The organism is Bifidobacterium sp. AGR2158 (assembly GCF_000424225.1).
GTDB lineage: Bacteria > Actinomycetota > Actinomycetes > Actinomycetales > Bifidobacteriaceae > Bifidobacterium > Bifidobacterium anseris.
Window position 1 is genome coordinate 86,428 of sequence record NZ_AUJM01000013.1, and the last position, 21,291, is coordinate 107,718.

The 21,291-nt window shown below is 66.3% G+C and carries 16 protein-coding genes; 6 read left to right on the top strand and 10 right to left on the bottom strand.

The features are described from left to right. Positions 1 to 215: 215 nt before the first annotated feature. Both G606_RS10015 and G606_RS0105095 read right to left on the bottom strand, forming a co-directional pair. On the bottom strand, positions 216 to 1,598 hold the full coding sequence (locus G606_RS10015) for a uracil-xanthine permease family protein (RefSeq protein WP_442852244.1): 1,383 nt from the start codon (positions 1,596 to 1,598) through the stop codon (positions 216 to 218). Positions 1,599 to 1,861: 263 nt separating this feature from the next. Continuing rightward, complete coding sequence (locus tag G606_RS0105095) at positions 1,862 to 2,986, bottom strand: YeiH family protein (RefSeq protein ID WP_026645040.1); 1,125 nt, start codon at positions 2,984 to 2,986, stop codon at positions 1,862 to 1,864. A 166-nt stretch (positions 2,987 to 3,152) separates the two neighbouring features. Here G606_RS0105095 and G606_RS0105100 point away from each other — a divergent pair, with 166 nt between their 5' ends. From G606_RS0105100 to G606_RS0105110, 3 genes are all read left to right on the top strand, one after another. Next, positions 3,153 to 4,232: an alpha/beta hydrolase gene (locus G606_RS0105100; protein WP_051198582.1), complete on the top strand. Its 1,080-nt coding sequence runs from the start codon at positions 3,153 to 3,155 to the stop codon at positions 4,230 to 4,232. A gap of 172 nt (positions 4,233 to 4,404) precedes the next feature. Further along, on the top strand, positions 4,405 to 4,719 hold the full coding sequence (locus tag G606_RS0105105; protein ID WP_231371425.1) for a hypothetical protein: 315 nt from the start codon (positions 4,405 to 4,407) through the stop codon (positions 4,717 to 4,719). 202 nt (positions 4,720 to 4,921) lie between these two features. Then, complete coding sequence (locus G606_RS0105110; RefSeq protein ID WP_026645043.1) at positions 4,922 to 5,278, top strand: cupin domain-containing protein; 357 nt, start codon at positions 4,922 to 4,924, stop codon at positions 5,276 to 5,278. 92 nt (positions 5,279 to 5,370) lie between these two features. On the opposite strand, the gene ychF is transcribed toward G606_RS0105110, so the two are convergent. From ychF to G606_RS0105125, 3 genes are all read right to left on the bottom strand, one after another. Then, positions 5,371 to 6,459: a redox-regulated ATPase YchF gene (gene ychF, locus G606_RS0105115; RefSeq protein ID WP_026645044.1), complete on the bottom strand. Its 1,089-nt coding sequence runs from the start codon at positions 6,457 to 6,459 to the stop codon at positions 5,371 to 5,373. Positions 6,460 to 6,515: 56 nt separating this feature from the next. Further along, positions 6,516 to 7,322, bottom strand: a complete 807-nt coding sequence (gene proC / locus G606_RS0105120) for a pyrroline-5-carboxylate reductase (RefSeq protein WP_026645045.1) — start codon at positions 7,320 to 7,322, stop codon at positions 6,516 to 6,518. A 137-nt stretch (positions 7,323 to 7,459) separates the two neighbouring features. Next, on the bottom strand, positions 7,460 to 8,797 hold the full coding sequence (locus G606_RS0105125; RefSeq protein ID WP_026645046.1) for an alpha/beta fold hydrolase: 1,338 nt from the start codon (positions 8,795 to 8,797) through the stop codon (positions 7,460 to 7,462). Positions 8,798 to 8,960: 163 nt separating this feature from the next. Between G606_RS0105125 and G606_RS0105130 the strand changes: the two genes are divergently transcribed. Both G606_RS0105130 and G606_RS0105135 read left to right on the top strand, forming a co-directional pair. Further along, positions 8,961 to 11,558 carry a sensor histidine kinase gene (locus G606_RS0105130; protein ID WP_081664089.1) on the top strand — a complete coding sequence of 866 codons (2,598 nt, stop codon included), beginning with the start codon at positions 8,961 to 8,963 and terminating at the stop codon, positions 11,556 to 11,558. 33 nt (positions 11,559 to 11,591) lie between these two features. Beyond that, positions 11,592 to 12,302: a response regulator gene (locus G606_RS0105135; RefSeq protein WP_026645048.1), complete on the top strand. Its 711-nt coding sequence runs from the start codon at positions 11,592 to 11,594 to the stop codon at positions 12,300 to 12,302. 144 nt (positions 12,303 to 12,446) lie between these two features. On the opposite strand, the gene G606_RS0105140 is transcribed toward G606_RS0105135, so the two are convergent. The 5 genes from G606_RS0105140 to G606_RS0105160 all read right to left on the bottom strand — a co-directional run bounded on the left by G606_RS0105140 (position 12,447) and on the right by G606_RS0105160 (position 19,987). Next, a complete protein-coding gene (locus tag G606_RS0105140; protein ID WP_026645049.1) occupies positions 12,447 to 15,083 on the bottom strand; it encodes an FtsX-like permease family protein in 2,637 nt (878 codons plus the stop codon). Between the two features lie 44 nt (positions 15,084 to 15,127). Next, entirely contained in the window at positions 15,128 to 15,967 is an 840-nt protein-coding gene (locus G606_RS0105145) for an ABC transporter ATP-binding protein (protein WP_051198584.1), read from the bottom strand. Positions 15,968 to 16,177: 210 nt separating this feature from the next. Next, positions 16,178 to 16,945, bottom strand: coding sequence for an energy-coupling factor transporter transmembrane component T family protein (locus G606_RS10955; protein ID WP_081664047.1), 768 nt, complete (start codon positions 16,943 to 16,945; stop codon positions 16,178 to 16,180). Beyond that, entirely contained in the window at positions 16,942 to 18,462 is a 1,521-nt protein-coding gene (locus tag G606_RS10025; RefSeq protein WP_231371427.1) for an ABC transporter ATP-binding protein, read from the bottom strand. The genes G606_RS10955 and G606_RS10025 overlap by 4 nt, the downstream gene beginning before the upstream one ends. 208 nt (positions 18,463 to 18,670) lie before the next feature. Beyond that, on the bottom strand, positions 18,671 to 19,987 hold the full coding sequence (locus G606_RS0105160; RefSeq protein WP_026645051.1) for an O-acetylhomoserine aminocarboxypropyltransferase/cysteine synthase family protein: 1,317 nt from the start codon (positions 19,985 to 19,987) through the stop codon (positions 18,671 to 18,673). Positions 19,988 to 20,344: 357 nt separating this feature from the next. On the opposite strand from G606_RS0105160, the gene G606_RS0105165 reads away from it, so the two are divergent. Beyond that, complete coding sequence (locus G606_RS0105165; RefSeq protein ID WP_026645052.1) at positions 20,345 to 21,217, top strand: pyridoxamine kinase; 873 nt, start codon at positions 20,345 to 20,347, stop codon at positions 21,215 to 21,217. The last annotated feature ends 74 nt before the right edge of the window (positions 21,218 to 21,291 follow it).

Genomic DNA, 21,291 nt, shown 5'->3' on the forward strand with positions numbered 1-21,291 from the left:
TTGATATCGGATAAAACAGGTGAAGCGGGCACGGTGGCCTTCCTAGTCAGATGTCGGCGCAGGGTGCGCAAACTCAAACAGTCTAGCGGCACCCCGCTACACGCCCCGTGGGATACCTTCGGGGCGCGCCGACGCTGAGCGCCGGAAACGGCGTGGGGCCGCGCGACGTCGCAAATGACGTCGCGCGGCCCCACGCCGTTTCCGGATCGAACACCTTACCTGACGGTCAAGTCGGAAGACCGTTGCGGACTCGTCCCGTCCTTCAGGGACGTCCACTGCGCCGCCTCGTCGTCGCCCGCAGGTGCCGAGGACGGCGCGGCGTCGTCGGCGGACGGCGTCTTCGGAATCGCGCCGGTCGCCCGGCCGATCGCCTTGAGGCCGTGGTAGAGCACGAGCACGGCGATTGAGCCGATCGCGATGCCGTTGAACTGCACATCCGAGATCGCGAACTGGAAGTTGGCGATGCCGATGATCATGACGATCGAGGCCGTCATGATGTTGAGCGGCTTGCTGAAATCGACCTTGTTGTCGACCCAGATCTGCACGCCGATCATGCCGATCATGCCGTACAGCAGCGTCGTGACACCGCCGAGGACGCCGGCGGGAATTGAGTTGATGACCTCGCCGAACTTCGGGCACAACGATAGGATGAACGCGAAGCCGGCGGCGCACCAGTAGGCCGCCGTCGAATACACCTTCGTCGCGGCCATGACGCCGATGTTCTCGCCGTAGGTCGTCGTGCCGGAGCCGCCGCCGAAGCCGGCGACCGTCGTGCCCAGGCCGTCGGCGATGAGCGCGGTGCCGATCTGGTTGTCGTAGTCGTGGCCGGTCATCGCGGCGACCGATTTGACGTGGCCGACGTTCTCGGCGATGAGCACGAGGACGACCGGCAGGAACATCGGCAGCACCGAGAAATCGACGTGCGGCAGGTGGAAGCGCGGGAAGCCGACCCATGCGGCGCTTTCAATCGCCGCGAAGTCGACCTGGCCGCGCACGCACGCGTACGCGTAGCCGATGAGGACGCCGATGAGGATGTTGAGGCGGCCGAGCAGCCCCTTGAACAGCACGGCGACGAGGACGACGGCGAACAGCGTGACAAGCGCCGTATCCGGCGCGGTCTGGAAGTTCGTCCACACGGTCGGCGCGAGGTTGAAACCGATGATCGCGACGATTGCGCCGTTGACGACCGGCGGCATGATGCGGTCGATCCACACGGCGCCAGCCACTTGCACCGCCACGCCGATGAGCGCGAGCAACAGACCTGTGCACAGGATGCCGAAGCTGGCGACGGCGATGCCCTTGCCGGCGCTGTAGACGGCCGTGATCGGGGCGATGAAGCCGAAGGAGGAACCGAGGTAGGACGGCAGGATGTTCTTGTTGATGAGCAGGAACAGCGCCGTCGAGAACGCCGTGAAGAACAGCGTCGTGGAGGGGTCGAAATGCGTCAGGATCGGCACGAGGAACGTGGCGCCGAACATCGCCACGACGTGCTGTGCACCGATCTCGATCGTGCGGGGCCAGGTGAGGCGCTCGTTCGGATCGACGACCTCGCCGGGGCCGAGCGTCTTGCCGTTGCCGTGCAGTTTCCAGTGGAACATGCCCGCCATCGAAAGGTTGGTCATAAAGGTCTCCTTGACTTCTCAGGACTGCTCTCGGCGGCACGCGGCGGCGCAGGGTCCCGCGCGGACGCCATCGTCATTGTAGGACCCCCATGTCACGAACAGACGATGCGGCGTCATAACCGTCCGACACGGGGCGCGGCTCTTCGCGTGGGACGGAAAAACGGCGTCGCCCGCGCCCCGGGAAACGGGACGCGGGCGACGCGTGGTGAAGACGGCTAGGGCGGTCGGTCAGCCGGCCGTCACTTCGCGGGGAAGAACAGCAGCGCGAGGCCGATGCACAGCGCGACGAGGACGATCGACGCGATGAGCGAGGCGACGAAGGGCTTGACGCCCTTCTTGAGCGCCTTGAAGTTGACGTTGATGCCCAAGGCGGCCATCGCCATGCCGAGGAAGATCTTCGCGACGTCGTTGCCGAGCACGTTGACGAAACCGGTGGTGGCCGGCCACGCCTTGAGCATGAGCGTGCCGATTGCGGCCGTCGCGATGAAACCGAGCATGAACCACGGGAAGGCGACCTTGCGCTTGCCGCCGTCCGACGGGACCTCGCTGTGCTTCTTGTCCCACCACACCGCGACGATGATCGCGACGAAGACGAGCATGAGCACACGCGACAGCTTGATGATGTTCGCCATCGTCGCGGCGTCGACGACGCCCTGCTGCGCGGCGAGCTGCGGATCGTCGAGGCCCTCGCCCGCGGCGACCGCGTGCGCGATCTCATGCAGCGAGCCGCCGGCGACGAAGCCCTCCTGGGCCTGCGTGAGGCCGAAGAGCGGCAGCAGCGCGATCTCGAGCAGCGCGAAGATCGTGCCCATGATCGCGACGATCGCGATTGCGGTGACCTCGTCGTTCTCCTTCTCCTCCTCACGCTTGGGGGAGACCTTGATCGAACCGGAGACGCCCATGACGGCAGCCGCACCGCAGATGCCGGTGCCGCAGGCCACGAGGATGGCCATCAGCGGATCGACGCCCATCCAGCGGCAGATGCCGTAGGTGAGCAGCACGGTGACGGTGACGATGACGACGGCGAGCGGCAGGCACTTCGCGCCCGTCGTGAACAGCAGCTGCAGATTGAGCTTAAAACCGAGCAGGATGATGCCCAGACGAAGGAACTTGTTCGCAATGAGTCCGGCCGCGTCCTTGACACGCGCCTGACGCTGCGGATCGTTCTTCGTGTACCACGCGCGAATCGGGAACTGGACGACCATGCCGATCAACAGCGCGATGATGAGCGCGCCGAGGATCTGCAGACCCGGGAACTGCGCCGCCCACATGCCGACGACGGTGGCCGCGAGCGTGACGATGACGATGAGCAACATCTCCTTGGTGGCAATGCGCTTGCCCCATTTCTCACAGAATTCTTTCATGTCTCCCAGTAGTACCCCGCCCACACCCCAGAATCCGCCGATTGCGTCGTCAGCGAATGGGCCCCCATGGCGGCGAGCACGGGCTCTTGGGCCGCAAAACGTTGGAAAATCGCCGAAACTGTGCGATAATGAAAGACGTATGCCCGAACGCAGGGAAAGGACAAACATGATGAATACGATGTCAACGCCCTATTCGCTCACATGCCCCGACCTGGACACCCTGACGATGGAACGCGACGACCTCGACTGCGCGATCGCGCCGATAGCACGCTACTGGACCGAGATCGACGACGATCTGCGTTCCGTGGGCGCCGAACAGGCCGCGAAAATCCGCCGTTTACGACTCGACACGGCCGAGTTCGACTATCCGCGCGCGGCCTACTGGCACGATCCCGAATCGGTCGACGTGATCGCCGACGTGCCCTACCGCGCCGACGGCGGCTACGACCGCGCCCACGGTCAGGTCCGCGGCCATCTACTCGACCTCTATCTGCCCCATGCTGCAATCGTTAGCGGCGGTGCGACGCTGCCGGTGTACATCGACGTCCACGGCGGAGGCTTCTGCTACGGGTACAAGGAGCTCAACCGCAACTTCTGCACGCATCTGGCGGCTCTGGGCTTCGCTGTATTCTCCCTCAACTACCGTCCGGCGCCGCAGACCGACCTGCGCGGCCAGCTCGCCGACATCCAGGACGCGCTGCGCTGGATCCGGGCGAATCTCGACCGGTTCCCGGTCAACCCCGACGCCGTGTTCCTCACGGGCGATTCGGCGGGCGCATGCCTCGCACTGCTGACGATGGCGATCGAACGCGATGCCGACGCCGCACAGGCCTTCGGCGCTCCCCGGCCGTCGGAGCTGCCGATCGCGGGCGGCGCGCTCATCAGCGGCGTCTACGACGTCACGGGCGCCTCCCCGATGCGCGAACGCCTGACCGCTACGCTGGGCGCCCGTTTCTTCGCCGGACTGGACGCGGCGCAGCCCTTCCTGTCCCCCGCCGCCCTCGTCTCCCGGTGCCCGCTGCCCCCGCTCTACCTGCAGACGAGCAGCGACGATTTCATCGAGGCCGAAACGCTCGCATTGGCGACCTCGCTGTCCGTTCACGGCTGCGATTTCGAACTGCATGACGAGAAGGTGCCATCCACGCGCACGCTCGGCCATGTGTTCCCGGTGTGCATGACCTGGCTCGAGGAGAGCGAGCAGGTGCTTGCGCGCATGCAGCGGTTCGCGTACCGGCTCTCTCGATAAGCGCAACGGCCGAACCATGACATGTCGCCCTCCATGTCATGGTTCGATTGATCGCACACCGCGAAGACTGATGATCTCCTGAACGCATCCCCATGATATTGGCAGCATTCGCACACGCCCCTCATATGTACGCCCCGTACAGTGGGAGACAACGAACAGAAAGGCAGCCGACATGACTACTGCAACAACCAACACCAACATCAATTCGGACAACATGAACACCGGCGCAACGGACGGCGGGGCGACGCCGGGCGCCTCCTCGGACGGCGACCTCGACTTCCGGGGCAGCGCGAACGCGGCCGGCGAGACCTCGGGATGCGGCTGCGGCTGCGCGAAGGGCGACGCGGCCAAGCAGGCCGCCAAGCGCGAAGGATCAAAGTCGAACGAGACGCCGCAGCCCGCCGAGCCGGTCAACCCCTTCCCGCCGCAGCAGGCGCCCAGCGGCGACGGCACCGGCCTCAAAGCCGGCGGCGAGCAGGCCGAGTGATCACGCCGCGCGCAGACGCTCCGCCCGTCTGCGCGTATCCGGCACCACGGCCCCGCGTTTCGCATTGAGCGATGCGCGGGGCCTTTGCGCGTCACGGTCGCGACGCTACACTGTGGTCATGCGTCGCGACCGCGACCGGCGGGCAGGCCGGGCGGCGCGGCGGCACCAGGCGGACATGATACACGGGCAAGGAGCGATGACGATGACCGATGATGAAACACGGATGCAGGTGCTTGACGACGTCGCGCGGATGGTGAGCGTCCAGCCGGAGGCGACGGTGTCGCGCACCCTCATGCGCACCGAGGGCGGCAACGTTGTGCTGTTCTCCTTCGACGCAGGTCAGGAGCTGAGCGAGCATACGGCGGCGATGCCGGTGTTCGTGCAGCCGCTCAGCGGACGCCTGCTCGTCAGGGGCGGCGACGAGGAGCGCGAGGCCGTCCCCGGCGACCTCATCTACCTCCCCACGCGTCTGCCGCACATGGTCCGGGCGCTCGAACCGTCGGTCATGATGCTGACGATGGTCACAGCCGCGCGCGCCCACGACGCCATCGACGGCTGAAACGAAAGACGCGAAAACGGCGGATTCCGTATGGTTCGCAACCCACGAACCGTTGGAATGCCGCCGTTTTCGTATGATGGCGCTACGCTCGCTCAGACGTTGAACTTGAATTCGACGATGTCGCCGTCCTGCATCACGTAGTCCTTGCCTTCGAGGCGAAGTTTGCCTTCCTCCTTGATCTTCGGCATCGAGCCGTCGGCGGCCACGAAGTCGTCGTAGGAGACGACCTCGGCCTTGATGAAGCCCTTCTCGAAATCGGTGTGGATGACGCCTGCGGCCTGCGGCGCGGTCCAGCCCTTGTGGATCTGCCAGGCGCGCACCTCCTTCTCACCCGCCGTCAGGAAGGTCTGCAGGCCGAGGATATCGAAGCCGACTCGCGCGAGCTGGTCGAGACCCGATTCCTTGAGCCCGGCGTCCTCGAGCATCTCGCGGGCGTCTGCCTCGTCGAGCTCGGTGAGCTCGGCCTCGAACTGCGCGTTGAGGAAAATCGCCGGTGCCGGCGCGACCGAATCGGCGAGCTTCTTCTTGAACTCGTCGTTCATCAGCTCGGTGTCGTCGACGTTGAACACGTAGATGAACGGCTTGGCGGTGAGCAGATGCAGGTCGTACAGGTCGTCCTTGTCGATCTCGCCGGCCTGCGCCGCCTGGTCGATCGTGCGTCCCGACTCGAGGATCGTCTTCGCCTGCTTGACGGCCTCCATGTATGCCGGCTCGATCTTCCTGCCGCGCAGGTCCTTCTCGAGCTTCGGCAGCGCGTTGTCGATCGTCTGCAGGTCGGCGAGGATCAGCTCGGTGTTGATCGTGTCGATGTCGTCGGCCGGGTCGATGTGTCCGTTGACATGGACGATGTCGTCGTCCTCGAAGGCGCGCACGACCTCGCAGATCGCGTCCGCCTCGCGGATGTTCGCGAGGAACTTGTTGCCCAGTCCCTCGCCTTCCGATGCGCCCTTGACGATGCCGGCGATGTCGACGAAGGTGACGGTCGCCGGCACGATCTTCTCGGTGTGCACGAGCTTGGCGAGCACCGGCAGGCGGTCGTCGGGCAGCGGCACGATGCCGGTGTTCGGCTCGATCGTCGCGAAGGGGTAGTTCTCGGCGAGCACGTTGTTGCGGGTGAGGGCATTGAACATGGTGGACTTGCCGACGTTCGGCAGTCCGACGATTCCGATGGTAAGAGACATACCGCCCACTGTAGCGTTGCGGCTCGTCAACGCGGACCGTGGGCGGCGGCCGCCGCTCAGCCCTGTTCGATCGCGTCGACGGCGCGGACGACCGCGCCGCGGAACGCGCTCTCCTCAAGCGAAGCGACGCCCTTGATCGTCGTGCCTCCCGGCGAGCACACGGCGTCCTTCATCGCGCCCGGATGCGTGCCGGTGGCCAGATACAGCGCGCCGACGCCCTCGATCATCTTCGCGGCGAGCCGGTAGGCGGTCGCGCGCTGCAGCCCGTACTTGACGCCGGCGTCGCCGAGCGCCTCGAGGTACATGTCGGTGAAGGCGGGCGCGCAGCCGGCGATGCACATCGCGATGTCCATGTGCGCGCCGTCGACGCGTTCGATGAGCGCGATCGATCCGAAGATCCGTTCGAATTCGTCGCGCTGCGCGTCGGTGAGCGTGTTGTCGGTCTCCGTGACGAGCACGCCCTTGCCGACCGCCATCGGCGTGTTCGGGATCGTGCACTGCAGGTGGATGAGCGCGCTCATCTCCCCCATCATCGTCTCGAAGCGGTCGAGCGTCCATCCGGCGGCGATCGACACGACGAACTTGTCGGAGCCGGCGAGGTCGGCGACGAGCGGCTTGATGACCGTCTCGATCTGGTACGGCTTGATCGCCACGACGATGACGTCGGCGGCGTCGACGACCTCCTTCGCGTCGTGCAGCGCCTTCGCGCCGATCGCGCCGGTCGACGCGACGAGCTTGTCCCAATGGGCCGCGCAGGCCACGATCTGCGAGCCGTCGAGCGTGCCCGCCTCGACAAGTCCCCGCGCGATCGCCTGTCCCATGTTGCCGAATCCGATGAATCCGACCGTGCACGCGTCCGTCATGTTCTTCCTTCCTTGCCGTGCGCCCTCGGCGCGCCGTCATTGTTCGCCGTCCACGCTAGCGCATCCATGTTGCGGGCGTGCGCGCGCATGCCGCGCCGCGGACACGGCGCCGGACGCCGAGGATAGTTCATGCGATTTCAGAACAGCTTGCGCAAGTCGCCGCGGTCGAGCGCCTCCCGGAACAGGTGGCGGAAGACTTTGGCGCCGTGCACACCGTCGTGTTCGAACTCGTTCGTCACCCACCAGTGCGCGTTGCCGATGCGCGCGAGCGTGTCGAGGCTCAGCGACGAGTCGACGTACATGTCGTCGAAGTAGACGGCCGCCTGCAGCGGCACCGTGTTGCGCGCGAGCTGGGCTTCGTCGTAGATCGTGCCGAAGCGCGTGCGCCCCATCAACGTCTCGACGGCCGGGCGGAACGGCCTAAGCGCGCGTTCCTGCTCGAACATCCACGGGAAGACGGCCTCGCCGGTCAGCAGCAGCGGCCGCGCCTCGGTCGAGAACTCCGGCAGCGTGTCGCGCACGCGCTGCGCCGCCCAGTCGATCGGCCGTTCGAGTTCGCCGTTCGCGTAGATGAACTCCTGCAGCGGCCAGTACAGCGCGTTCGTCGACGTGGCCGTCACGACGTCGGCGAGGAATTCGTCGGTCAGCGGCGACGTCTCCGAGGCGCTGCCGTCGCTGGCGGCGAAAGCCTTGTCGAGCAGCCAGTGCACGCGTTCGAAGCTTGGCTTCATGCCGAAGGACGAGCCGAGCGTCTGCAGTCGTTCGATGGTGAAGGGGTCACCGTTGGGCAATGTGACGTGTTCGTCGGTGAGCTTGTCGGCGAGCGTGTCGAGGCGTGCGCGGTCGAGCGGATAGCGGTCGGTGAACTGTTCGGTCTTGCGCCGCATGCGCGGGAAGGTGTGCAGGTAGACCTCGGTCGCGTCGGCGGGCACGTGCGGGATGCCGCCGGTCGTGAAGGCGGCCGCGAGCGCCGTCGGGAACAGCGACAGGTAGGTGAGCGTCAGGAAGCCGCCGTAGCTCTGGCCGAGCGTCGTCCACAGGCTGCCGGCGAACTCGGTGCGGCGCAGGTGTTCGAAGTCGCGCACGATCGAGTCGGCGAGGAAGTGCGCGAGGTAATCGGCGCCGGTCTCGCCGTCCATCGCGCCGATGACGTTGGAGTCGATGTGCGAGGAGCGTCCGGTGCCGCGCTGGTCGGGCAGCACGACGCGGAAGTGCCTGACGGCTTCGCCGATCCAGCCGTCGGAGTCGGGGTCGAGCGGGCGCGGGCCGGCCCCACCGGGGCCTCCCTGCAGGAACAGCAGCGGCGGCAGGTCGTCGTGGATGTGGTCGGGCGCGGTGAGCACGCGGTAGAACAGCTTGATGTGCGCGCCATCGAAACCGCGGCCGGGTTCGTGCCCGTTCCAGTCGAGCGGAACGTCGATCGCATGTTCCGCGACGTGCAGTCCCGGCAGATAGTATTCGGCGAGCAGTCCCATACGCGCTTCCTTCCTTGGCTGTATCGTTGGCTTGTGCGTCCCGCCCCGGGTATGCCGATGCGGTGGCGTGCATGTCCTCATCTCAGCCCGCAGTGCGGACATGGACCGGTCTCGTCCATGCGGATGATTGCCCTCGGTGTGCGCGCACGCTACGCTGGGCCGCATGTCCTTCGATTCGCTGCGCACGCGCGCGGTGCCGTGGTTCCGCGCGCACCGTGCGCTCCTCGTCGACTGTCTTGAGACGGCGTTGTTGACGCTGTTGTGGTTCTCGATGTCCGCGGGGTTCATATGCGATGGCGCAGGGTTGTTCCTCGACTATCCGTCGTCGTCGGGGTGGGCGCCGCTGTGCTCGACCGTCTGGAGCGTGCTGCTGACCGCGCCGTACCTATTGCACCGTGTGCGCCCGCGCACGTCCGCACGTTGGTTCATCGTGACCGTCGTCATCCAGCTGGTGTTCGGCCCTTCTCTCGTCATCGCCGATTTCATGGCCGTGCCGATGCTGTGCGCGGCGATCGTCCATGGCGAACGCGCCGATGTGCGCCGGTACCTCATCACCGCGGGTGTCCTCGATGTGGTCACGTCGCTCGTCAACGCGTGGGTGCAGGTCTTCGGGCCGTTGCACCCATCACGCAGCGCGGATGATCTCAACGCGTATTTCGCGTGCCCGGCCCTCTCCCCGGACCATCAGGCCGTATGCGGACGCATGTTCGGTGAGGCGTTCGTCATCGTGCTCGTGTCAATCTCGCTGCCGCTCGCTATGGCCATCATCGTCGCGTTCTGGCAGCGTGCACGCCAACAGACGGTCGTACTGCTCAACGAACGCAACAACGCGATCGTCGCACGCGAGCAGGAGGAACGGCAGATCGCGGCGTCGGCGGAACGCGCACGCATCGCGAGGGACATGCACGACATCGTCGCGCACACGTTGTCGATCATCATCATCCAATCGGACGGCGGCCGCTACGCCGCGCGCGACGACGCGAAGCTCGCGCGCGAGACGATGGAGACGATCCGCCGCGAATCCGAACGCGCGTTGCACGATATGAAACGGCTGCTCGGTGTCTTCGGCGGCTCGCCGCACGCGGACATCACGGACATCGATGCGCTCATCGACCAGGCGCGCGCCGTCTCCCCCGATATGACACTCACGGTGCGCACAATCGGACAGGAACGCCCGTCCGCGCTCAGCGAGCAGTCGAGCGTCGCGATGTACCACGTCGTGCAGGAGGCGCTCACGAACATCCGCAAGTATGCGGGGGCGCATGTCGACGTGACGGTGACGGTCCGTTGGGACGTGCACACGTTGACGATCGACATCGATGACGACGGCCGTGGCGCGGCATCGTCATTGGACGGGCACAAGCCCGGCTATGGCCTGCTCGGCATGCGCGAACGCATCGAGGCGGTCGGCGGCGCCGTCGCCTCCGGACCCCGGCTCTCCGGCGGCTTCAACGTGCATGCGAGCGTCCCGCTCGGACGAGGAGGACACGGGGAGACCGGCGGATCCGAGACGTCCGTGCCCGCATCGGAGGCGATGCACGCCGACACCGGGTACACCACCGTGCATGCGGCGGATGCGACGTCCGGCAGCGACGGCGTCTCGCACGACGCGGACGGCACCGTAGACGATGTCACAGACGGCGACATCACAGCGAGCGGCGTCACAGCACCACCGCAGCGGCATGCGTCCGACGAACGCATCGTATGGCCGTTCTTCGTCAAACTCGGCGACAAACTGCGTTCGAAACCGTTCGAACAGGTCGAGGACGATAGTCCACGCAACTGGATCTCGAGGATGTCGCGCTGGACGCAACGCCACTATGTGCTCATGGACGTCATCATGTTCACACTCCTCGGATGCTTCACCTCGTTGGCGGAACCGGTCATGTTCCTGGGCACGCCGGACAATTCCCCGCGGATGCGTGCGCTCGGCGTGTTCGTGACATGGTGCATCGTCGCACCGCTCATGCTGCGCAGGCGTTTCCCACGCGCCGTCGCCGTGACCGTCGCGGCCATCTGCCTGCTGCAACTGCTCGCACTCCCCGGCTTCTATACGGCCGACCTCTATGTGCTCTTCGCGATATACGCGGTCGCTCTCTACGGCAAACCGGCCAGCTGGAAATGGGTCGTACCGCTCTTCACGCTCGGATGCACGGTGTTCGCTGCGCGATGCGCGATGAACGTCGCAGGATACCGGAGCCTGTTCGCATGGCTCTCACATACGCCGCAGCAGCTGATCGACGCGGGGTTCTACGGCTCCCCCGATGCCGTGTTCATCCAATACGGCGCGTTCGCATTGTTCTTCTGCATCATGGCGTACGCACTCGGCGCGTGGACGAAACTCGGCGGGACGAATCCACAGGTGCTCCAGGCGCGCGCCGAGGCGCTCGAAGCCGAACGCGACAAACAGCGCATCATCGCGGCGAACCACGAACGCGACCGCATCAGCGCGAACATCCGCTCGGAAGTGAGCGATACACTCAACGCGGTCATCGAGCAGACCACGACGGAACTGTCGACGATCGACGACGAACTCGCACATGGCAGAACACCATCGCCCGAGTTCATCACCGACGCGTTCGCGCAGATCGGCGCACAAGGACGCACGGCGCTCGCCCATATGCGCGAACTGCTCAGCGTACTGCGCGAAACCGGGTTCAGCGATGAGGGCGACCATGACCGGACACCGAACCTCACACCAGCGCGGCCGCTCAACGAGCAGCTCAGAAGGACGGACGGATCCGACCGCGCGCGGCGCTGAGCGCGGCGCACCCGTCCGGCTAGACTGGACGGCATGGCAGACAATGGCAGAATCCGCATCGTGATCGCCGACGATCAGGAACTCATCCGCGTCGGATTCACGATGGTCATCAATTCACAACCCGACATGCAGGTCGTCGGACAGGCCTCCGATGGCGGAAAGGCCGTTGAGCTCGTCGAGGAACTGCATCCCGACATCGTCCTGATGGACGTGCGCATGCCGGGTATGGACGGTCTGACGGCGACGGCGCGCATCACCGCATACGCGCATGCGAACGAGGAAGGCGAACGCCATACGCGCGTCATCATCCTGACGACCTTCGACCTTGACGAATACGTGATGTCGGCGATCAACGCGGGCGCTTCCGGCTTCCTGCTCAAGGACACCGAACCGGAGACGCTGCTCAACTCGATCCGCACCGTCTACCAGGGCAACGCGATCATCGCGCCGACGGCGACGAAACGGCTCATCGAGAAGATGATGGAGGGTGGCATCACCCGCGCGCAGACCGAGGCCGAGCGCGCGGCGGACGACTATGTGGACCCAGAACTCGCGACGCTCACGGAACGCGAACGCGAGGTCCTCGTCGAAATCGCGCACGGCCTGTCCAACCAGGAGATCGCCGACAGGCTGTTCATCTCGCTGCCGACCGTCAAGACGCATGTCGCGCACATCCTGCAGAAGATCAACGCGCGCGACCGCGTGCAGGCCGTCGTCTTCGCCTACGAGAACCATCTGGTGTAGCGTCCGCGCACGCCCCTGCGCATACGATTGCCCCTCCGCCCCGCGATGCGGGGCGGAGGGGCAATCCGTCATCAGCGTACCGATGACGATGGCCGGCGCGGCGTGGATGCGAGGAGAGGGAAGGTGCCGCCGCGCCGGCCACAATCAGGATTCGGCGAGCGCCTCGACCGGCGGTGTCTTCACGGCGCGCCGCGCCGGGAACACGCTCGCCAGCAGCGAGCAGACGACAGCGATCGCGAGGATGATGCCGTAGGTGGCCCAGTCGACGACGTAGACGACGTCGGCGATCGAGCTCATCACGATGTAGATGCCGAGCCATCCGAACAACGTGCCGACGACCATGCCGACGATGCTCGTGACGACCGAGATGAGCATCGCCTCGATCGCGAGCGAGCGCTTGAGCTGTCCCTTCGTCATGCCGATCGCGCGCAGCGTCGCCGATTCGCGGGTGCGTTCGATGACCGACAGGCTCAGCGTGTTCGCGACGCCGATCACGGCGATGACGACGGCGACGGCGAGCAGCGCGACGAGCAGCATGAGCATCATGTTGACCATCGATTCCCATTGGCTGCGTTCGGCGACCGGTCCGGTGAAGACCGCGGTGGGCGATCCCGCATAGTCCTTCTGGATGGCTTCGACGACGTTGGACAGTGATTGGCCCTGTTCGGGCTTGACCTTGAACATCGCGATGTCGCCGGTCTGTGTGAACGTGCCGTTCTCGAAGAGCGCGCGGTTGACGAACGCGACGGCCTCGGCGCCTTGCGAGACGCGGTGGAAGCCGTATTGTTCAGCGCGCAGCGTCACCGTCTTGCCGTAGATGACGTCACCGTCCGGCTCGCCGTCGCCCTCCTCGGGGACCGTGTAGCCGGTCATCTCGACCTTGCCGTCCTTGATGCCGAAGGACTTGCCGGTCTGGATGTTCGCGTCGGGCAGGATCACGTCACCGTCGCCAAGTGTCGGGACCGGGTTGTCGAGCTTCATGTTGAACACGCGCTGCAGCGAGGCGACGTCCGGGATGCCGATGACCTGCGTGCTCACCTTGTTGCCGTTGCCATCGGTGAACACGGCCATCGCCGTCGGCGCCTCAAGCGACGCCGCGATGCCCTGCTCGGCCGCGGCCTTGCGCGTATCGGACTGCACGAGGTCGTCGCTGGTCACGACGATGTCGACCGAATAACGTGTATCGAGCGCTTTGTTCATCGTCGCCTTCGCGGCGGCGGCGCCCGTCGCGAGCGTCGAGATGAGCGTGACGCCGATGAGCAGCGCGGTGCCGGTCGCCGAGATGCGGCGCGGGTTCTTCTGGATGTTCGCGTCCGCGAGCTTCGCGGACGGCCCGAAGAGCGAGACGAACGCGCCCGCGGCCTTCATGAGCTTCGGCATCCAGAAGATCGCCGTCAACGCGAGGCCGATGAACGCAAGTCCACAGCCGAGCACGGCGAGCAGGAGCGCCATCTGGCTTGCCGAATCGGAGGATTGCTTGGCCATGGGGATCGATGCGACCATCGCGGCGATGCCACCGGCGAGCAGCAGCACGCCGAAGACCGCCCTGCCTGTGCGCGACTTCCTGTTCTCGCTCAGCTCGATCGGACGCATCGCCTCAAGCGGCGTGACGTTCGTCGCGGCGCGCGCCGAGCCAACCGAGGCGAGCACGGTCACAATGATGCCGAAGACGATCGGATAGACGACCGACTGCCATGTGACATCAAGCGTGAGCATACCGAGACCGTTGTCGAGGTGGCGCGTCGTCTGCGCGGCGATCGCCATGAGGCCGATGCCCGCGCCGACGCCGAGCGCCGAGGCGACGAAGCCGAGCATACCGGCCTCCTCAAGGACCGAGATGTACAGCTGGCGTTTCGTCGCGCCGATCGTGCGCAGCAATGCGAGCGTCTTGCGCCGTTGTGCGACGAGCACCTGGAATGTGTTCGCGATGACAAGCGCCGCGACGACCATCGCAAGCACACCGAACGCGAGCAGGAACTGCTTCGTGACGTCGCCGCCGCTATCGCTGAGTTGTTTGATCGCCTGCTCGTTGAGCTGCTCGCGCGTCATAAGCCGGTAGTGTTCGGGCAGCTGCGCCTTGATCTTCCCGGCGACTGTGGACGCATCGGCCGGGTCGACGTACAGGAACGCGCCATAGCCGTTCAGGTCGTCATACGACGGATCGGACAACAGCTTGGTCATGAGCGCCGCGGAGAGCACCGATGCGCCGCCGTAGTACCCGTACACGTTGTGCGGATCGGTCGTCAGTCCGACGATCCTCGCGGTGATGTCGACGGGCCTGTCGACATAGGTGCCGCGCACGGTGACCGTGTCCCCGACATGCGCGTCAAGCTGGTCGGCCGTCTTGGCCGGGATCGCGATCTCATCATCGGTCATCGACGACGGCAAACGGCCTTGTGACGCCTTGACCGGCAATATCCTGCCGTCTTCGGCGCCGAGGATGCCGTAGCCGCTCGCATGCGCATCGCCTTCGGTCAGCATGATGTTCGTGTTGACGTCGAGGCGGGCGCTTTCGACACCGTCGATCCCGCCGATCCGCTCGACCTCGGCACCGGTGAGCGACGGCACTTCCCCATCGCTGCGCAACGTCGCGTCGTCGAGGCTGACCGCATAGTTAGATTGGCCGTATTTGCCCGTCGTCTGATCAACGAGCGAAATGTTGAGCGCGTTCGTGAATAGCAGTGTCGCCGTGATGAACGCCGTGCCGATGAGAATCGCGATCCCCGCAGGGATGAGCATCCTCATGTTCTTTTTCATCATCTGCATCGTCACCGATAGCATCGTCATATCCTCCCTTGTGTTCCGATGGACGTCCCGGTGGCGTCTCAGCGCATGGGCTGCTGCGTGCGCAGCGCCTTGTGGACCGGCAAAGGCACCGTCCCGCCTCCGCGCGTCGCCTGTTCACGCTCCCGCATGAGCAGTTCGCTCATCTGCGCCGCCGTCGGATCGTCGACGTCCGCGACGATGTTGCCGTCGGCGAAGACGATCGCACGGTCCGCGTAGGACGCGGCGACCGGATCATGGGTGACCATGATGATCGTCTGGCCGAGTTCCTTGACGGAGCTCTTGAGGAAGCTCAGCACCTCGGCGCTCGAGACCGAATCGAGCGCGCCCGTCGGCTCGTCGGCGAAGACGAGCGCAGGCTTCGTGATGAGTGCGCGGGCGATCGCGACACGCTGCTGCTGGCCGCCCGAAAGCTCGTTGGGCCGGTGCGCGAGGCGGTCCTGAATGCCAAGTGTGCGCACGAGCAGGTCGAACCACTGGCGGTCCGGCTTCGCGCCGGCGAGCGTGAGCGGCATCAGGATGTTCTGTTCGGCCGTGAACATCGGCAGCAGGTTGAAGCTCTGGAAGACGAAACCGATGCGTGTGCGGCGCAGCATCGTCAGCTGCTTGTCGCCGAGCTTCGTCAGGTCGTGCCCTTCGAACATGACGCGGCCGCTACTCGCGCCGTCGAGTCCGGACATCGTGTGCATGAGCGTCGACTTGCCCGAGCCGGACGGTCCCATGATTGCCGTGAAGCGGCCCTGTTCGAAGGCGACGTTGACGCCGCGCAGCGCGTGGACGACGCTGCTGCCCTCGCCGTAGTCCTTGACGAGGTCAATCGCCTCGATCGCCGTGCGCGGCGAGGCGGCCGTGAAAGGCCGTGCCGTGGTGTTCGGCGTCATCTGTGTGGTTGCAGTGCCCATCTTCGTTTCCTTTCGCCGGCGCGGTTGCTCCGCGCCGTTTGTGGTTTCGATGGCATCCACGCTAGGCGTCCCGCGGCGTCGGCGGCATCGGCCGAGCGACGGAAAAGCGGTGCGGGCATCATCCGTAAGGATGATGCCCGCACCGTGAACAGTGAAACAGTGAACGAACGCGACCGTGCCGGACGCGCGTCACCAGCCGACCATGATCATCGCGACGACTCCAGCCGCAAGCGCCACGGCGGCGCATGCCACAAGCCAATCGACGGGCCGCATATGCGCCGGCCGCATCAGCGTGCGCCGCACCGCGCCGCGGTCGATGTACACGCCGCGCAGCCGTTCGGCGATGACGGCGTGGTCGTCGTAGCGCTCCATCAGGTCGTGCGCGATCAACCAGCGGCGCAGGCGCGACAGCGGCGTGCGGGCCACGCCGCGCACGTCCTGACGGCGGCGCGCCTCACGCACCGCCTGCCGCCAGCGCGGCAGCCAGTTGAGCCGGTCGACGAAGCGGCTCGCCGCCGGATACGGCACGCGCAATGCGCTCAACGCGCGGATCCAGTCGCGTCTGCTCGTCGTCAGCACGGTGAGCATCAACGCGAAGACGATGTCGATGATCCTCAATGCGACGACGCCGCACAGCGTCAGCGACTGCGCGCTCACGCGCCACCAACCGAACTGCCACAGCGTCGTGTCGCCGTAGTCGTTCAGACACAGCGCCATGACGATCACAACGAGCGCGGCGACCGGCGCGAACACGGCCCACACGCCGCCGACGGAGCGCGCCGGCGTGCGGTCGGCGACGAACATGAGCTGTTCGAGCACGAGCACAGCGGCGAGAAAGACCCAGTTGCCCCACCATGCGCACAGCACGACGAGCAGGATCGAGATGAGCATCTTCACGCGCGTGTCGAGCCGATGCAGCCAGCCGTCGCCCGGCGTGCAGAACCGTCCGTTCATCATCGTGCGCCTCCTTGCGTTGACTCGCCGTGCGCGACGCGGCCGTAGCCGACGAGGCGTCCGGCGTCGAGCCGTGCCGCATGCGTGCAGTATTCGTCGACGGCGGCCACGTCGACGCTTGCCATGACAACCGTCGTGCCGCGCTCGCAGGCTTCGGCGAGCGCGTCGAGCACGCGCGTGCGCAGCCGCACGTCGAAGCCTGCGAGCGGTTCGTCGAGGGCGATGACCGGCGTGCGCGACGCGAGCGCGGCGGCGAGCGCCGTGGCGCGCCGCTGCCCGCTCGAAAGCCGCGCAACGGGCGTGTCCTCGACGCCGTAGAGGTCGAACAGCCGGATCATCTCGTTGACGCGCGCGTTCGCGTCCGTTTCGCGGATGCCGCCGACGCGTGCGCCGCATGCGATCTCCTCGCGTACAGTGCCGCCGAGCAGCGTCGCGGACGGGTCCTGACCGACGTAGGAGACGAGTCTGGCCATCTGCTGTGTGCGCCGCTGCGCGACGTCGACGCCGGCGACGGTGACGCGGCCCGCTTGTGGGCGCAGCTGCGCGTCGAGCAGCCGCAACAGCGCCGACTTGCCCGAGCCGTTCGCGCCGACGACGCCGACGAAGGATCCGCGTTCGACGGCGAAGGTGACGTCCTCGAGTGCGGGCGGCTCGTCGGGCGCCGAACCCTGATGGCGCAGAGCGACGTGGTCGAAGACGACGGCGGTCTGTCGCGCGGCCGTCGGCTCGTCGTCGGCGAGCGTGAGCGTGGGCGCCTCGCCGCGCGGCACGTCGACGCCGACCGATTCGAGCAGCGCGCCCTCGCGTTCGAAGATGTCGGCGCCGGTGCGGCGGATGATCTCGCCTCCGACCATCAGGAAGACGCCGGTGGCGTGGCGCGCGAGCTCGCGTGTGCGCTGTTCGACGACGAGCGTCGTCATATGGTCGTTCTCTCGCATGCGTTCAACGATCGCGAACAGGTCGGCGCAGCCTTGCGCGTCGAGCGTGTTCGATGGTTCATCGAGGATGAGCACGTCGGGGCCGGCGGCGATCGCCGAGCCAATCGTGACGCGTTCGAGCTCGCCGGCGGACAGTGTCGCCGTCAGCCGGTGGCGCAGCGCCTCGATGTGCAGCATCGCGAGGACCTCGTCGACGCGCGCGCGAATCTCGTCGGGCGCCACGCCGCGGTTCTCGAGCGGGAACGCAATCTCCTCCTCGACCGTCTCGCCCACGGTCTGCCCCCACGGGTCCTGTCCGACGTAGCCGACGCGCAGCGAAAGATTGGACACCGATGTGCTTTTGACGTTCATGTCGGCGATGCGCGCATAGCCGGTGAGCGTGCCCGCCGTGCAGTGCGGGACGAGTCCGACGAGCGCCTTCGCGAAGGTCGATTTGCCCGAGCCGCTCGGTCCGAGCACGCCGATGACGCCGCCGCGCGGCACGTAGCAGCTCACGTCGTGCAGCGCGGTGCGCGCGTCGTCCCCTTCGGACGCGGGCGCGTACGCCCATCCAAGATTCATCACGGTGATAATGTCGGCCACACCATACTCCATCGGGATAGCAGGAACGGACACGGCGCCCCGGCCGTTCGCGTCCGGGGAAGCGGTCCACCACAGGTGAACGTATCCACTGCTTCAGACAAACGGCGGGGGTGCGCCTAATCCAGCATAACAGGCCGTACACGCCGCCATGGGCGACCCCGCGGCGGATGCGCCGCGGGGTCGCCCATGTGGTCGTCGCTGTGGAGGCTCAGTCCGCGTAGCCGCTCCCACGCACCGCCCGGAAGGCGCCGTCGAGGTCGGCGATGATGTCGTCGATGTGCTCGGTGCCGATCGACAGGCGGATCGTGCCCTGATGGATGCCCTGGTCGGCGAGCTCGGCCTCGGACTCCTGTGCGTGCGTCGTCGAGGCCGGATGGATGACGAGGCTCTTGACGTCGGCGACGTTCGCCAGCAGCGAGAACAGGTGGAGGTTGTCGATGAACACGCGCGCCGCGTCGCGTCCTCCCCTGATGTCGAAGGTGAAGATCGGGCATGCGCCGTTCGGGAAGGTCTTTGCGTAGCGTTCGTGGTCGGCGCGCCCCTCGATCGACGGGTGGGAGATCGAGACGACCTCGGGGACCGTCTTGAGGTAGTCGATGACGTCGAGCGCGTTGGCGACGTGGCGTTCGACGCGCAGCGACAGCGTCTCCGTGCCCTGCAGCAGCAGGAAGGCGGACAGCGGCGAAAGCGTAGCACCGGTGTCGCGCAGCAGGATCGCGCGGATGCGCGTGACGAATGCGGCCGGGCCGAGCGCCTCGTGGAAGTTGAGCCCGTGGTAGGAGGGGTCGGGTTCGGTCAGCGTCGGGAATTTGCCAGGAGTGGCCGACCAGTCGAAGTCGCCGCCTTCGATGATGACGCCGCCGAGCGTCGTGCCGTGGCCGCCGATGAACTTCGTCGCCGATTCGACGACGATGTCGGCGCCGTGCTCGAGCGGGCGGAACAGGTAGGGCGTCGCGAAGGTGTTGTCGACGACGACCGGCAGCCCGTGGCGGTGCGCGACCTCGGCGATCGCCTCGAAGTCAGGGAAGTCGGCGTTCGGGTTGCCGAAGGTCTCGAAGTAGACGAGCTTCGTGTCCTCCCCGATCGCATCCTCGAAGGCGGCGGGGTCGAGGTCGACGAAGGTCGTGTGGATGCCGTCTCGTTCGAGCGTGTGCCGCAGCAGGTTGTAGGTGCCGCCGTAGATGTTCTTCGCGGCGACGATGTGGTCGCCGGACTGCGTGATGTTGCGCACCGCGTAGTCGACGGCGGCGGCGCCCGAGGCGACCGCGAGCGCCGCCGTGCCGCCTTCGAGCGCGGCGATGCGCTCCTCGAGGACGGCCTGCGTCGAATTCGTCAGCCTTCCGTAGATGTTGCCCGGGTCGGCCAGTCCGAAGCGCGCGGCAGCATGGTCGAAGTCGTGGAAGACGTAGCTCGTCGTCTGGTAGATCGGCACGGCGCGCGCGTCGCTTGCCGGGTCGGCGCTCTCCTGCCCCGCGTGCAGCTGCAGCGTCTCGAAATGCTGGCGTGGGTTCCTCTCGTCGGTCATCGTATCCGTCCTTTGCTCCCCGCCGGGTGCGCGGGGTCGTTGTGGTCTGTGGTCGTTGTTGTGTGGTTGTGGTTGTCGTGGTGATTGGTGGTCGTCCGCGGCGAGAATCGCCGCCCACGGCCGACTGTACGGGGCGGCGCGAGGCCGGTGCAAGCGCCGCGTTATCGCCGTTTCCTATACCCGTCTATCACGGCGCGGCATACGAGCACGGGTGGTGTGCCAGATGCCCCGAGCCGCCCTGCGCGACACGCCGTAACCGCGGCCCGACGACCGTACGCGACATGCGAAACGCGATCCGTCGTCCTACAGTGGCGTACGAACGACCGATCGGCACGCCACGCATCAAGGAAGGACGCCATGACCGAGATCACCCTGTACAACCGCAACCGTGAATACATCCCCCGCATCGCCGCCGTGCACGACATGTGCGGCTACGGCAAATGCTCGCTGACCGCCGCGATCCCGATCCTGTCGGCCGCCGGCTGCGACGTGTGCCCGGTGCCGACCGCACTGTTCTCGGCGCATACGCGCTACAAGGTCTTCACGATGGAGGACACGACCGATATGCTCGGCGCCTATCTCGACGCGTGGGGCAAGGAGGGCGTCGACCTCGACGGCGTCTATTCGGGCTTCCTCGGCTCGCCTGACCAGGTGGCGATCATCGAACGCCTGTACCGCGAGTATCCGAAGGCGCTGCGTTTCGTCGACCCGGTCATGGGCGATGCCGGCGAGATGTATCCGACGTACACGGCCGAGCTGTGCGAGGCGATGGGCGCGCTCGTCGAAGGCGCCGACCTGCTCATGCCGAACCTCACCGAGGCGTCGATCCTGACGGGGCGCGACTATCCGGGCCAGGACATCACCGACGAACAGGTGCGCGCGATCATCGGCCGCCTGTTCGATCTGGGCGCGAAGAACGTCGTGCTCAAGGGCATCGACCATGACGACGGCCGCATCCGCAACTTCGTCGCGAACCGCGAGGCCGGGCTCGATTCGATGACCGAATGCGTGCACGAGAAGCTGCCGTTCATGTGCCATGGCACCGGCGACGCCTTCGCGTCTGCGATGATCGGCGGCGTCATGGCCGGCCTCGATCTGGCCGCCGCGGCCCGTCTCGCCGGCGAGTTCGTGCACAACGCGATGGAGCAGACGCGCTTCCAGCCGCATTACGAGGAGCGCGGCGTGAGCTTCGAGCTGAGCCTCGGCGAGCTGACGAGCCTCGTCGACTGATTTTTCTCCCCCGCCGGTTTCGCCGGCGGCGATCGCCTCCTCCAGAGGCCTTGCAGGGGCCGTGTCCGACCGAT

What these genes read in the sequence shown, in the direction of transcription:
- G606_RS10015 (WP_442852244.1), bottom strand. Translation starts at nt 1,598, where the DNA reads ATGTTCCACTGGAAACTGCACGGCAACGGCAAGACGCTCGGCCCCGGC.
- G606_RS0105095 (WP_026645040.1), bottom strand. Translation starts at nt 2,986, where the DNA reads ATGAAAGAATTCTGTGAGAAATGGGGCAAGCGCATTGCCACCAAGGAG.
- G606_RS0105100 (WP_051198582.1), top strand. Translation starts at nt 3,153, where the DNA reads ATGATGAATACGATGTCAACGCCCTATTCGCTCACATGCCCCGACCTG.
- G606_RS0105105 (WP_231371425.1), top strand. Translation starts at nt 4,405, where the DNA reads ATGACTACTGCAACAACCAACACCAACATCAATTCGGACAACATGAAC.
- G606_RS0105110 (WP_026645043.1), top strand. Translation starts at nt 4,922, where the DNA reads ATGACCGATGATGAAACACGGATGCAGGTGCTTGACGACGTCGCGCGG.
- ychF (WP_026645044.1), bottom strand. Translation starts at nt 6,459, where the DNA reads ATGTCTCTTACCATCGGAATCGTCGGACTGCCGAACGTCGGCAAGTCC.
- proC (WP_026645045.1), bottom strand. Translation starts at nt 7,322, where the DNA reads ATGACGGACGCGTGCACGGTCGGATTCATCGGATTCGGCAACATGGGA.
- G606_RS0105125 (WP_026645046.1), bottom strand. Translation starts at nt 8,797, where the DNA reads ATGGGACTGCTCGCCGAATACTATCTGCCGGGACTGCACGTCGCGGAA.
- G606_RS0105130 (WP_081664089.1), top strand. Translation starts at nt 8,961, where the DNA reads ATGTCCTTCGATTCGCTGCGCACGCGCGCGGTGCCGTGGTTCCGCGCG.
- G606_RS0105135 (WP_026645048.1), top strand. Translation starts at nt 11,592, where the DNA reads ATGGCAGACAATGGCAGAATCCGCATCGTGATCGCCGACGATCAGGAA.
- G606_RS0105140 (WP_026645049.1), bottom strand. Translation starts at nt 15,083, where the DNA reads ATGCTATCGGTGACGATGCAGATGATGAAAAAGAACATGAGGATGCTC.
- G606_RS0105145 (WP_051198584.1), bottom strand. Translation starts at nt 15,967, where the DNA reads ATGACGCCGAACACCACGGCACGGCCTTTCACGGCCGCCTCGCCGCGC.
- G606_RS10955 (WP_081664047.1), bottom strand. Translation starts at nt 16,945, where the DNA reads ATGATGAACGGACGGTTCTGCACGCCGGGCGACGGCTGGCTGCATCGG.
- G606_RS0105160 (WP_026645051.1), bottom strand. Translation starts at nt 19,987, where the DNA reads ATGACCGACGAGAGGAACCCACGCCAGCATTTCGAGACGCTGCAGCTG.
- G606_RS0105165 (WP_026645052.1), top strand. Translation starts at nt 20,345, where the DNA reads ATGACCGAGATCACCCTGTACAACCGCAACCGTGAATACATCCCCCGC.